This is a genomic window from Chryseobacterium paludis, assembly GCF_025403485.1.
GTDB lineage: Bacteria > Bacteroidota > Bacteroidia > Flavobacteriales > Weeksellaceae > Chryseobacterium > Chryseobacterium paludis.
On the sequence record NZ_CP099966.1, the window covers coordinates 2,025,945 to 2,039,903 of the forward strand.

A 13,959-nucleotide genomic window follows, 5' to 3' on the forward strand; every position below is an offset into this window, starting at 1 on the left:
GAAAATCATTAAAATTCGGGACAGCATCAAAAAAGCTGTTCCGAATTTTGATACTGGTCATATCATCCTATCAACAACCCAATTAAAAACCAAAATCATGAAACTAAGTAACGAAGAGCTGGCATTACATGATGTAATGGCTGCAAAACTACCTGACCTTATTGAGGAATACTTCAAAAGACCTGAAATAACTTCTGTTGGCGTTTCCCTGAAAACCGTTAATGATGAACTTACCCATCAATTGAGCTATACTTTTGGTGTAAAAAAGAAACTTCCGCTAACAAAAGTATCGAACCCGATTCCGGCCACCATTTCAGGATATCCGACAGATGTTATTGAGCTTGATGTTCAACCTAATACTTTAGCTGAACCTAATCCCGTCATCGAAGCTACCCGTAATGAGAAGACCGATCCATTGATCGGAGGAATCAGCATTTCAGCCAATGGTGCACTCATGCATGGTGGAAGAGAAATAAGAGGTAATGGAACTTTAGGGGTAATGGTCAATAAAAAGAATGATGACAATCCTTATATGATGACCTGTGCCCATGTACTGGTAGGTACTACCACAAAATTGGATGCCGATGTATGTCAACAATCAAAATGGGAAACCACTTTAGACTACTGCCATGATTGTGCTGCTTTAAAGAGCTATTATCACGAAAATGTTTCTTTTCAAAGAGGCTCATCAACCATCAGCGCATGGCTAGACTGTGCCATTGCAAGAAAAGGATGGTTTAGAAATGCTACTATAGGAAAAGTGTATGGCATAGGAAATGTGATTGGAGGGTTTGCAATAATCAACGCATCTATCATCGGTGAAGAAGTTTGTAAAAGTGGGATTACTACAGAAGTTACCACAGGAGATATTACAAGCATCACAACGTCACTAAGACTTGACAATTTTGATGGAACAGAGGTAATTGCCACCAATCTGACCATGGTAAGAGGGAGATCAGGACGTTTTTCCAATTCAGGAGATTCCGGATCAGCTGTCTTTACAACAAATGGTTCTCTATTGGTAGGCATACTTGGTGGGTCAACAGTTTCCGGAGATCAGGCCTTTGTCTCTCCTTCCGATGCTATTCTCAGCAAGTGGCCAGGCCTTAGCTTTTAGAATTAAAAATCCTTTTCAATTATATCATTTATACTTTGAAGGTGAGCCAATAGGCTCACTTTTTTTGTTTAAATTTCTTTCAAAAAAATGATTCATATTCTTTTTCATTTTTAAAATAAGGGTAAACCCCCAATTTCCAAAAATGGATGTTTACCCTGTGTAATACCAAAAATTTTAATTTGAAATTTGTGATACAAGTCTATCATTTAAAAAGTTAAATCCTATACTACAGATCATCATTAAAAAATATAACCATATGCCAAATTACAAACAACTTTTAGAAACAGCCACTGCTTATTTGCCAACATCCTTATGGGGATGGATTGCCACCATTGGTGGTACTGCAGCGGCAACTATCATTCCCTCTACCATTTATGATTTTTACCAACGGTATAAGCGTTATGTTCTTCTTGCAGATAACAGTGCTGCTTTTTTGACAGGAGGTGGAATTCACGGTATGGACAATAATGCAGGCAACAATATCGAACAGCATCTTGACACATTCAGACAAATTAATGGTCTAAGGAATCAGAGACAAGATGATGCCCGGGCTCATCTTTCTCCTTTTGGATTATTCTATTCACAATTTTTAAGGGAGGGACATTCGGACATTGATGAACTTATTGCAAAAAATATAGCAACCATAGCTGCTGGAAGAGATTCCATAACGGATGAAGAGTTTGAATTAGCCCTTCAAAATGCTATTATGGGAGCAACACGCACAAGAGGATCACTTACCTATTTTGCAAGAAAAATAGGAGGACCAATATATAGATTGCTAGGAAGATAATGCTTTTTACCCTTCTATGAGAAACAGCGCTCTGTGATGGAGCGCTGTTTATTTTTATTATGGATTAAGGAAAAATCCGATAAAATCCTTGATGGTCTTAAGTCGTTATGGTGGTTTGTGATACAGGGGGTTCATTCCTTTGTTCCGGCAACTCTTTTCTTCTTCGCCAGAAATAATAGGCAACGATGACCGTTGCAATGGGTACCGCTATACCAAATTCATCCATATAATAATTCGTATGCCCTTTATCTACCGTAAGTGGTGTAAATATTGACTGTATAAAGAGATTATGACTGGCATGAAGGATCGCTGCAGTCCAGAGGCTTCCGGACTTTAACCGGAACCATGTAAAGATGAAACAACAGGCAAAGATCATTACTGTAAAACTGGTAAGGGCTAACCATTTAGGACCACCTGTATTGTAGTTTGAAAAAAGAAGAAGTGGATAATGGTAAAGAGACCATATCACTCCCATCCACAATGAGGTACCGGTATATGAATTGATCTTAGCCAATTGTGGTGTCAGAAAACCACGCCATCCAATTTCCTCACCTAAAGCTGAACCTACGGAGCGAACCATCCCAAAGCTGCTCATCAGTAAAACATAAAGGACAATGACCATTCCATCCGGTAGGTCCCATCCCATTCCTTTACCTATTTCTGCTACAAATTCATGATTATAAAAACCACCGGCTCCACTGATCCAGATAACCAGGTAAGGAACAAGAGCATATAAAAGGGGAATACAATAAGCTAAGAGCTGATATTTCGTAAGTCCCCACTTCCAACCCAATGAGGAAATAGGAATTCCTCTTAAACGACAGGTAAGCAATGCTGCTATAGCAGGACACCACATAACTATTGTAGCGTAAGATACGGCTCCACCGCCGAGTTTTCCGGTACGGATGCACATATAATAAACAGGCAGACAAAAAAGTAAAGTTAGTCCCAGATAAAGAGCAACATTCTTTCTGGTCTCGGGTTTAGAGATTGAAGTATTTTCCATAAAAATATTGATTGGTGTAGATTCATAAAAAAATGATAATTAAATAATTAATAAAAGTTTGATATGAATCATTTGAATAAAATTACATTTATTTTATTCATGTCAATCAATTTTTATATTTATATTTTTCCCGTGCTTCTGATTCTGTTTTTACTATTGAAAAAAATGTAAATTAGCCCTCGAAAATCAACTAAAAAATACCTCAGTAGAATAACCAGCGCTATGTCTAAATTAAAGGCCCTTAGAGAAAATAAAAATCTGACACAGGAAGAGTTATCAGAAAAATCAAGAATTTCTGTACGTACTATTCAGCGAATAGAGTCCGGAATTGAACCAAAAGGACACACACTAAGAGCACTGGCAAAAGCATTAGATATACGGGAAGATTTATTACAGGATACAGAGGTCATCATTGAAAAAGATGATGTAAATACAGAATTAAAAGAAGAACAACCTGACATCAATTATTCCCTGATAAAAATAATCAACCTTTCATCACTTCTGTTTATTGTAGTACCACCAATTAATGTATTGGTTCCACTGTTACTCATGTTCACCATGAAGCAAAGAAACAGTATCGCCAAACAAATCATTTCTGTTCAGATTCTATGGACCGTATTCGCTCCGATTGTATTTATGTTGGGAATCTTTTTAAAATTGGGGAGACAGTTTACATTGATCATTATGATCGCAATAGTTCTTTCCAATGTATTTATTATTCTTAGAAATGCAGCAGAAATTGACAGATATAAAAAACTTTACTATAAACTGAAATTCAATATGATATAATTCCTGTCAGGACTTTGTCGGGTTTTTGTCGGGCTCATTTTTAAAGCGAAAATATATAAAAATATAATCTTTGTCAAAAATCTTAACAATGACAAAGTATATCCAATACATCTTTTTATTATTAGTTGTTTCCATCAATAACATCTATGCACAATCAGAGAAAAAAGCTACAAATAATGATGAAATGATCTTTAGTAATGACCAGTCCATCGAAAATTGGCTAAAAGAAAATAAAATTCCAACTCTGGGATTAGGTATTATTGAGGACGGTAAACTAAAAGAGGTAAAGGTCTTTGGTGAGATAAAAAAAGGTATTTCAGCACCTAATAACACCTATTTTAATGTAGCTTCACTCACCAAACCAGTAACAGCAATGGTTGCATTACGTCTGATAAGCCTGGGAAAATGGAAACTGGACGAACCCCTTGATCAGTATTGGGTAGATCCAGATCTTGCAAACGATCCAAGACATAAAAAACTGACCACCCGAATAATTCTGAGCCATCAGACAGGTTTCCCAAACTGGAGATGGATGAACACTGATAAAAAACTGAATTTTCAGTTTGATCCCGGTACAAAATGTCAATATTCGGGAGAAGGCTTTGAATACCTAAGAAAAGCACTTGAAAAAAAATTTCAAAAATCTTTGGATCAACTCGCTCAGGAATTGATTTTCCAACCTCTCAAAATGAATGACACTAATTACATTTGGGATCAAAATATCAATGAGTCAAGATTCGCCATTGGCTATAATAAAGAAGGACAGCCTTATCCAACAGAAAAAAGGGAAACAGCTAATGCTGCAGATGACCTTCATACTACTGTAGAAGACTATGGAAATTTCCTGATTAGTGTGATGAAAGGTAAAAGCCTGAAACCTGAAATTTTTCAGGAAATGGTCAAAAAACAGGTAAAAGTAAAGGACGATCTTTATTTCGGATTAGGCTTTGCAATGTATGATTTAGGAAATGGTAACTATGCCTTATCGCACAGCGGATCTGATCCCGGTACACGATGCATTGCTTTTTTACTGCCCAATTCCGGAAAGGGAATTCTCATATTTACTAATGTAGATGAAGGACAAAAAATATATGAGAAACTAATTATTCATTACTTGGGAGAAGACGGAAAAAAGATTCTTGAAATAGAAAACAGGTAAATTGGATTTACATTAAAATCCCGAGCTAATGAAAAACAATATTTTAAAAGAAAGGACTTTTTTAAACACAAAGTTTTTGTGATTCTACTGTTTTATTTAAGCTAGCAAAGATGGCTTCGCTTATTAAGCTTGTAGATATCAAAATTCAAAGATTTTTGATAAACTGAAGTGATCTTTTTATGCGGCATTCTGGTGCTTAAAATAGCTTAGTGTTTAAAATCTTTGCGATCTTAAATAAGCGTTACCAAACTCCTTCTTTGCATTAAAAATAAAATCTGTACAACCCATGACTAGCACCTATTGGCTAAAATATTTTTAAAATATACTTAAATCATATGCTTTCACAAAGTCTAGGATCATGTGATAGCCCGCTAATGAATTTCCGTGTTGATCTAAAGCCGGACTAAAAACACCAATCCCCATTTTACCGGGAACACTTACTGTAATGCCACCTCCAACACCAGACTTACTCGGGAGACCCACAGTTCGGGAATATTCACCGCTGAATTCATACATTCCGGCAGTAAGCATTTGTGATTCTATCAATCTTGCGGTTTCTTTATTTTTATATTTAGAATCCCCATCAAACCTGGTACATTCATTAGCAAAGAAATAGCCTATTTTAGCAAGATCTTCAGCTGTCAGTTCAATGGAACACTGCTTGAAGTAATTATCCAGCTGATCTTCATTTCCAGAAATCAATCCGTTATTTTTCATCAGATAAAACATACCTCGGTTACGATTTCCAGTAGACTTTTCGGATTCAAAAACAGATCTGCTGTAATCAATTGCCTGATTTTTGGTTATATACCTTACCAAATCCAACACTTTAAGAAATGGCTTTTCGCCTTCTCCTGAAATTAAAGAAGTCGTCAGAATGGCTCCGGCATTCATCATTGGATTAAGTGGTTTACCTATTGTTTCAAGGTTTGAAAAATGATTAAAAGGCTGTTCAGATCCGAAGTATCCTATTTTATCAAAAACATTCGCTTCTCCTCTTTCATTCACAGCAATCATTAAGGCAATGATCTTTGAAATACTCTGCATGGTAAATTTCTTGCTTACATCACCACTATTAAGTACTTTACCATTTTTATCAACCACTGAGAACGCAATTGCTTTGGCATCCATTTTTCCCAGTTCAGGAATATAATCAGCTACTTTACCCTGAGAATAGTACGCCCTGTTTTTATCAAGAATATTGGTTAATGTTTTTTCGGAAATCGTTGAAATATCTTCTGTTTTCTGAGCGTAAAATACTGTATTTAAAGAAAGAAAAGCTGCAATAAAAATTCCTTTTGCAGATAACAAACCACTATTTTTCATATCGGACAGAGCTCTATTTTACTTTTTCTAAAAGATATAATTTAGCCCCTGAAAATGCCAGTTTAGGCATCAGATTTCCCTCCAGAACCATTGTTTTATTATTAACATCAATAACCGAAAGATAATTATTGGAATTATATTCTATATAGTTTTCCTTTTCTTTTGTTATAGGGTTTTTTCCAAACTCCATTGAATATTTTACCCAATCCTCATCCTTATCAGAACTGCAATGTACCGGTTTAAATTTTGATCTTTTAGCTTTAAAAATAATCTGATCGAAACTGTCGACACAGTCTGAAGTAAATGAACTTTCAGGATTCTGATCTTTTGTAAAATCTTCAAAAGAACCACGGTAAGCTCCTACCACCTTCCAGGTACCATCTATACGGTCTTCATCAATTTTCCCTTTTGCTTTGCTTACTGCCCAGCTAATTCCATTTACAGTTCCCTTTACCACTTTATAGCTTACATTTACAGCTCCTTTTACTACTTTGGCCGCAGTAGATACCACGCAAGAGTTTAATATAAGAACCGCAGAAATCAGAAATATTATTTTTTTCATCATTTTAACTGTTTACTATGGACAAAGATAATATTTTGTAAAAGACTATTTTAAAATTTCTGCTGATATTGTAGCTCAATTACTTTCTCGAGCAATAATCACTTTTCTGACAGACATTTAGTTACCAAACTTCTTAACGCGAATGTTTTTATCTTTTACTTTAATAATAAACGGTTCAAGATTGATTATTTTTCCTACTTCCACTTTAAAATCCGAGCTTATACGCTCACAGTAAGTATTCACAGGTAATGAATTCACATTAAGCTCCATTTTGTAATTACCAGATTCTAAAAAGGATACAAATTCCCCATTGTCATCGGTAATAACACGCTGTAAGAACTGATCATTATGGTAAATATTAAAAATGATCCCTCCAATTTTAGGACTGAATTCCATTGCTGTTTTTGTATCAAACTCGTAGATTACTTTTCCTCTGGAAGTTCCGTTTTGATGAAGCGGAATTTCTAAAAAATGATGGTGTTTACTGACTTCAAATTCTGCTTCATCATAATACCAGCCTTGTTGGATAATCTGTTTTAAGGTATATTTTCCAAATGGAATCGATTTGTAAACAATATTTCCTTCCTTATTCGTCCTGAAGGAAGTATTATTAAGCATAATCAAATAATCTTTTGCCTCTTTATCTCCTTCATCATAGAGGTTGTTATTGTTATGATCATAATATACAAAAGCTTTTATCTCCCCTTTTTTACCCGGATCAAGCGCAGTAGTCTGAAAATTTAAACTAACACCAACTTCAACTGTCAGAAGATTATTATTGAAACTGTTTGAAGAATAATTAAACCATGAAGAATTAAGATAGATGCCGTAACGTTCTTTCGAATATTTAAGGTTTATAAAACCGGAAGGTGATTTTCCGTATAAGACATCGTTGGTATACGAGATTCCTGAAGTTAAATTTACTTTTTCACTAAAAAAACTCTTATTGACGAAAGCAGAAAGGGAAAGTTTTTCATAAGAATTATTTGTATTTACCATTTTTGAAAAAGCATATTCAGAAAGAAAATAACTTCCATACTGATAAATGCAACTTAAATTCAGCCATTTATAATTATAATTCCCACTGATTTTCATCTGATATTCAGGATGAATAATATTAGGGTAATTAACAAGCCCTGTTTCTATTCCTATGACAGAAGAATGCTTTTTATTGGGGCTAAACCATGTGATATACTCTGTAAGCCTTTGTGCTTTCAGTTGTTTTGACTCTTGGTTTCCGGGTACATTAAAAAAATTGTTATAGGTATTGGAACTTTCTTCCTGATATTGATATCCGATACCTAACCCAAAATCACCTTTTTTAGGAAAGTTAATCCCGGTATCCAATCTTATGTTATCAGACTTCAAAGTATTATTGTAAAAATAGAATTTAGGGGAAAAGTTGGCTATGGTTATATTAGCATAAACATAGTGATCTTTAAAAATATTCGTGGAAAAGTTTTGTTGAATCTGGAGCATACCCCTCCGGTTTCCAGGATAATAATCTGTACTGTAAAAATAATTCCCATTCAGATTTACTTTTTTTATCATTCCTGAATATTGAGATTCCAAAGCTAATGAAGGTTTTGTCACATTGATCCCTTCGTAAACGCTGAGCCCACTGTATATTTTGGAATTCATTTTCCAGTCCTTACCAAAGGCATACTGTATATCGGTTCCCAACAAATTATGCTTCCCTTTATCATAAGGATCATTCCTAAAAATATAGGTTCCCGAAATACTATGGGATGCGTTCTGTGCACCAAGGATTCCTTTAGCATAAAAGCCATACCCATTTTTTAAAAATGAATTTTTTTCTATCAGGCTAAAACTTTGGTCAATAAAACCAACTTCAATTTTCTTGTTTTTATCTGAGGACGTAAAAGCATATTCTGCTCCCCTTCCAAATAGGGAAAGTTCCAGTAATTTACTTATATTTCCTAAGGTAAATTCATTATTTTCCTGGTGATAAGAAATGTAGGTATTATTGATAATAGGATCACTTTGGTTATTCATCGTGTAGATATTCCCTCTGATAAAAATGTATCCTGATGGAAGGTTAAATCCCCCTGATCCCATTAACTGGTACATATCAAGATTTTCACCGACATGTCTGTAACTTGCGGTGATGCTGTTCTTAGTGAAATTTGAAAACATATCAGATTGTATATTCTGGTAACGCTGGGTCGAAGATATATTCTGAACTGAAACCGATGCATTTCCGAATATTTCTTTATCCGGTTCCCTGAAGCCTGCAATATTAACTGTAAACTGGGAACTCCGCATCAATATTTTAGAAGGCAAAAAGCGAAATACAAACACAGAGTCTTTTTGAACCCCTATATTTCCCGTTTTTTCTACGAAAACACTTCCCTGAGAAGTTTCCGGAATTTTAAAAACGACACTAACATTCTGTTTTTTATTCCCCAGATTGGAAACTCTCGCTCTTACTTCAATAGAATCGTTAGTGTTGTTCATGTAAACCACAGGAACTTCTGCGGATATCCGCATCGCATTGTTTTCAGCGATCGTATAAGCTATCTGTTTTTGTACAACGATCGTATTTTGTGAGTCCGTAAGCTTAAAAATAATTTGAGATTCTCCAGCACCGGCATTGTTATTCACCAATATTTTTACAGGTAAAAACAGATTGTCACCGGAATTCATAGCCACTTCAATTTTGTTTCCTGAAATACTTCTGAAACCGGATGGTGTATTAATTTCAATTTTTCCCTTAAAAGAATGGTTCCCTTCATTTTTTAAAACTAAAGTAAGATCTACAATATTTCCTTTATCTGCTCTGGATTCGTTGCGGATATCCAAACTGATCCCTGCGCTGTTTTGCGCGGGGATAAAAACAAAAGCAGATATCAAAAAAATAAAAAGTACTTTTTTGAAGAGATCGTACAGCATAGGTTATTGAGGAATTATCTCGTATTGAAGTGTAGTCGAATATTCTTCCGTTCTGGCATTAATAAACCTTTCATCACCCGCATTTGTGGAATATTTGATATCGTAATAAACATTGGAGCCTTTAGTAGAGCTTCCGGTAGCGATAAGTTGTGGAGAAGCACTTAATAAAACAGGATACACATTTCCTTTATTATCTGATACCGGAGACAAGCTCATTTTTACGGTTTCCAAAGGAATGCTATTTCCTTTTGGAGAATTAAACTGACCCTGAAGAGATTTTAGTTTAATCTGATAATTGGTATTACTGCTTACAATTAAGGCATTAGAATACGTAACACTAACCCCTTTTATATAGTCTTCTATACTTTTAAATTCCAGTGAACCATTGACTGCATTGGCGGAAAACTTTAAAGAAAGTTCCGGAACTTCAGTGGGACTCCCGGAAAGGGTACCGATCTGAAACTGGAAATTATGATCCATTTTGCCAATGATATTGTTATACTGATCGTATGCCGTAAATTGAACAGGTGCAATAAAAGTGATCCATGAAGGATAGTTACCTAAATAAGCTCCACCCATAACATTCAAGCTGTATTTTATCTGAAGGTTATAATAACCGTTAGGCTGGGCAGGCTGATTGTTTAATGAGGCATTCGACTGTGGAATCAAAAAGACTTCTTGCCCTTCCTGAAGAAATACATTAAGGGGCATTCCTATCTGAGGAATTGTAGGTACCGGATCAGGATAAGCTTGTCCCGAAGAGTTGACCGGCTGAAAAGAAATTTTGTTAGCGGGCATCATATACTTACCATCATTGGAAGTGATAGGCTGCTTCAACCTCATAGATAATCTCCAATGGGGAATATTGATTTTACCATTACCTGCCAGAGTAAAAGTATAAGCATCAGGATTGGTATTGCCACTGTAAGAATTGATCTGTAAATAACTATTGACCCAGGAACTGTACGTAACCTGCGAAAAACAATTCAGGGAAATCAATAATAACAGATAATGGAATTTTTTATTATTCATAGGTGAAGCTTAATTCTCCTAATTCAAGATTGTTAGTATCTCCATAATCTATCATTACAGAAGCAGTATACTTCCCTTTTTCAAGTGCTGACGGAAGTTGAATAGTCATTTCTCTTTTATTTCCGGGCATTGTATAAAAGACAATCGGATCAACAGAGATTTTTTTTCCGTTTTGTACATTGACAAGATCTGTATATACCTTTCCATCTACCCAAATATCTCCCTGATTTTCAAAAAACAGACTGAGTATATTTTTAGATTTTTCATACACCAGATTCTGAATTTCAATTTTCTTACTTTTTGCTAAAGGTAATTTGTGAAAAAGCTTGATTCCTGAGCGTATACTCACTTTTATATTAGCTCCTTTATTGTCTACATCCTCCACGGGATTCATTTGACTTACAAACAAAACAGATGAATGAGCAGATAACTTGTCCACCAGGGTAGTTGGAGCCGTAAGGGTAACATCAATATCTTTTTTCTCTCCGGGAGCCAGTGTAAAGTAAGTATCTTCTTTTTTTACAGATGCCCAGCCGGCACAGGATATTGGACGTGTGTTTGCCCCGTACATCATATTTTCCCCTTTATCATCGTACTCCCAATCACCTAAACTTATAGCCAGATCCAGAGCATTTTTTGCACTTACATTGGTAACCGTTATTTTTTGAGTATTACTATTGCCTAAATCTGATTCAAAATACAGCCTGGGTGGAGAAACAGAAATTCCTGTCTGTGCATATCCTTGGGAAAGTAAACAACAGGTTAGGGATAAAGAGAGAAAAAACAGTTTTTTCATTACAAATACTTCATATGACAGAAAAAGATAAAGTGCAACAAAAGCCTGTAACACCTTATCTTTTTAACAGTATTTTAATTATTTTATTGGGAAATAATAGTATACGTTAATTCAGTAGTATACACTGTAGGAGCCTGACCAGCAATATAATTATCCAGGTAAGCATTAGCTCCAGCACCTTTATACTCAATACTGATTTTTTTATCTACACCTCCGTTGGGAGAAGTAACCAAGGTAGTTTCAGTGGCAGATAATTGTATATTCTGCGCATATTGCGCTCCATTTACAGCTTCAGATCCTGCACTTGCTTTGATCTGTACGGTATTGGCCTGAATATTTTTAGCTCCATTTTGTAAAGCTGCATTGGCACTTTTTACTTTTACCTGAAATCCTCCGGTACTGTAGATACTTAAATGGTCTGCATTCACAGAAGAAACTCCATTTACATAGTCATCCTTGGTCACATAGTCAAGGTTAACGATTTTCTGAGCATTGTTCACCACAAGAGTTTGAATAGGTTTCAATCTCACATTGAGTGTTACATTTTGTTGAGCTTGTAATGCTGCAAATCCTAATAGAGCAAAAGAAGCTAAGATACATTTCTTCATAATTTAAAACGGTTTTCTTGTATTAATAATTATTAATTTTTAGAATTTGCCGCAAATGTAGATAGAAAGATAGCTTATGCTTTTGTGAAAAAATACTTAAAATTTGTGATTTTATGTAGTGAATTATTTACACACGGAAAGAGCCTTTTATGAAAAAATCATAAAAAGCATCGAATGTCAACAAAAAAATACCGTTAAAAATTAAAAGATATATTATATTATTATTAAATAATTCACTTTTATACGTTTATCGGTAAAAAAGACATTATGGAAAATTTTAATCTATACATGATAATTTCCATAAAGCTTTGTATATTTTTTATTGAGAAATTAGTGTTAGCACTAAATGATCAGATTGAAAATCAACTTCGCAACCTAATTTTTTTATCACTTTTTCTATATTCTCATTTATTTTATACACTTTCTGAATAACTCCTTTCTGGTGATCTATCAGATTATATTCTTTATAACAACTGTTTTCAAGGTTTTCTTTTATATTGTTATTAGTTTCCTGGTGCGCTTTAACCTCAAAACCTGAGGGACTCGATACCGTCACAGATTGGAATTCAGGTGACCGGGATCTTTTTTTATCAGATACATCAGAATTAATTGAAAGGACTTGCACCGGATATAAGCGGACATTTAGCCTCAAAGCATCAGACATCTGAGCAAAATATTTTGCACTTGCAAAAAATAAAACAATTAATAAAAACCTTGTAAAAAGCATATAGCCTAGATTTTTCACCAATCGGTTACTTAGGTAAATATACAATAAATTCTATAACTTCATACAATAAGTTCTAGAATTATCTCAATTCTGAGGGATTTTTTCCGGTGTGCTTTTTAATGAAGTTCGTAAAATTCCCTTCATTACTGAAACCCAGTTCATAAGAGACTTCAGAGATTGTACAGTTAGAAAAAACAAGTGCTTTTTTACATTCATTCACCAACTTTTCAATAATAATATGCTTGGCAGTTTTTCCCAGAACATATTCAGTCATTTCTGTTAATTTTCTGGCAGAAATATTCAGTTCATTAGCATAATAGGAGACCTTCTTTGCCCTTTTATAATCTCTTTGTAAAATGACTTTAAACCTATTGACATAGTACATATAGTCGAATTTAAAATCTTTCTTTATCTCTTCGGTAGGTATATGTAAAAATGCATCCAGGATAAGCCTTTCTATTGCATTGTGAGCTGCAGAAATATACAGGCTCTTATCTTTACGCTGAAAACTCTCCATCCGCTCCATAAAAACTACTTTCATTTGTTCAATATTAGTGAAGGGCGCAATAAATACATCTGAATCATAATTGAAGAAAAGCTGGGAATTGATGAACAAACTGTCTTTTGTTGATCGTTCATAGAAACTTGCTGAAAAGGCAATAACAAAAATTTCATATCTTATCACTTTACCAAAAAGCACTTTCTTTTGAGGGCCTACGAATGCAATATTACCTGCCTGAATGTCATAAGATACATTCTCAACGGTTAGTTTGATATCTTCTAAAATGATATAGATACAAAAGTAATCCAGCGTGCTAAATTCTCTATTATTGTTATTTCTTTTTATAATAAGATCTAATCGATTGATACTAAATCCACTATCCTTTAACTGCTCCGTTATTATATACATACAATTGCTAATTCTATCAAGGAAAATCCCATTCAACAAACTATTATATAAATATAAAATTTTTACTAAATATTGTTCTACTAAAGGAAAAATGTACTAAAATTAACACATCACGGATTATTAACTAAAATCATTTTAGTTTTATAAACTTTACATATAAGCGAATTAAACAATCATTTACTACCCCTTGTCATGTATATTATATTTTCATTTCTTATCACTGT

The 13,959-nt window shown here is 34.4% G+C and carries 13 protein-coding genes; 4 read left to right on the top strand and 9 right to left on the bottom strand.

Annotation, left to right across the window (positions count from 1 at the left end):
* The first annotated feature begins 97 nt into the window (after positions 1-97).
* Together NG806_RS08920 and NG806_RS08925 are read left to right on the top strand one after the other, a co-directional pair.
* Complete coding sequence (locus tag NG806_RS08920) at positions 98-1,117, top strand: S1 family peptidase (protein ID WP_261512756.1); 1,020 nt, start codon at positions 98-100, stop codon at positions 1,115-1,117.
* Between the two features lie 256 nt (positions 1,118-1,373).
* A complete protein-coding gene (locus NG806_RS08925) occupies positions 1,374-1,907 on the top strand; it encodes a hypothetical protein (protein WP_214833869.1) in 534 nt (177 codons plus the stop codon).
* Positions 1,908-2,004: 97 nt separating this feature from the next.
* On the opposite strand, the gene NG806_RS08930 is transcribed toward NG806_RS08925, so the two are convergent.
* On the bottom strand, positions 2,005-2,913 hold the full coding sequence (locus NG806_RS08930) for a CPBP family intramembrane glutamic endopeptidase (RefSeq protein WP_261512757.1): 909 nt from the start codon (positions 2,911-2,913) through the stop codon (positions 2,005-2,007).
* A gap of 222 nt (positions 2,914-3,135) precedes the next feature.
* Between NG806_RS08930 and NG806_RS08935 the strand changes: the two genes are divergently transcribed.
* Both NG806_RS08935 and NG806_RS08940 read left to right on the top strand, forming a co-directional pair.
* Entirely contained in the window at positions 3,136-3,702 is a 567-nt protein-coding gene (locus NG806_RS08935; protein ID WP_261512758.1) for a helix-turn-helix domain-containing protein, read from the top strand.
* Between the two features lie 88 nt (positions 3,703-3,790).
* Entirely contained in the window at positions 3,791-4,861 is a 1,071-nt protein-coding gene (locus NG806_RS08940; protein ID WP_315941770.1) for a serine hydrolase domain-containing protein, read from the top strand.
* Between the two features lie 315 nt (positions 4,862-5,176).
* On the opposite strand, the gene glsA is transcribed toward NG806_RS08940, so the two are convergent.
* From glsA to NG806_RS08980, 8 genes are all read right to left on the bottom strand, one after another.
* Positions 5,177-6,187: a glutaminase A gene (gene glsA, locus NG806_RS08945; RefSeq protein WP_261512759.1), complete on the bottom strand. Its 1,011-nt coding sequence runs from the start codon at positions 6,185-6,187 to the stop codon at positions 5,177-5,179.
* A gap of 13 nt (positions 6,188-6,200) precedes the next feature.
* Positions 6,201-6,749, bottom strand: coding sequence for a hypothetical protein (locus NG806_RS08950; RefSeq protein ID WP_261512760.1), 549 nt, complete (start codon positions 6,747-6,749; stop codon positions 6,201-6,203).
* A 117-nt stretch (positions 6,750-6,866) separates the two neighbouring features.
* A complete protein-coding gene (locus NG806_RS08955; RefSeq protein WP_261512761.1) occupies positions 6,867-9,662 on the bottom strand; it encodes a COG1470 family protein in 2,796 nt (931 codons plus the stop codon).
* A gap of 3 nt (positions 9,663-9,665) precedes the next feature.
* Positions 9,666-10,694, bottom strand: coding sequence for a hypothetical protein (locus NG806_RS08960; protein ID WP_261512762.1), 1,029 nt, complete (start codon positions 10,692-10,694; stop codon positions 9,666-9,668).
* On the bottom strand, positions 10,687-11,490 hold the full coding sequence (locus tag NG806_RS08965) for a fimbrial biogenesis chaperone (RefSeq protein ID WP_261512763.1): 804 nt from the start codon (positions 11,488-11,490) through the stop codon (positions 10,687-10,689). The genes NG806_RS08960 and NG806_RS08965 overlap by 8 nt, the downstream gene beginning before the upstream one ends.
* Positions 11,491-11,573: 83 nt before the next feature.
* Complete coding sequence (locus NG806_RS08970; RefSeq protein WP_214833891.1) at positions 11,574-12,098, bottom strand: hypothetical protein; 525 nt, start codon at positions 12,096-12,098, stop codon at positions 11,574-11,576.
* Between the two features lie 319 nt (positions 12,099-12,417).
* Positions 12,418-12,825 (bottom strand): hypothetical protein, encoded by a 408-nt coding sequence (locus NG806_RS08975; RefSeq protein WP_214833894.1) that lies wholly within the window; start codon positions 12,823-12,825, stop codon positions 12,418-12,420.
* A 79-nt stretch (positions 12,826-12,904) separates the two neighbouring features.
* Positions 12,905-13,735: a helix-turn-helix domain-containing protein gene (locus tag NG806_RS08980; protein WP_261512765.1), complete on the bottom strand. Its 831-nt coding sequence runs from the start codon at positions 13,733-13,735 to the stop codon at positions 12,905-12,907.
* Between the last annotated feature and the right edge of the window lie 224 nt (positions 13,736-13,959).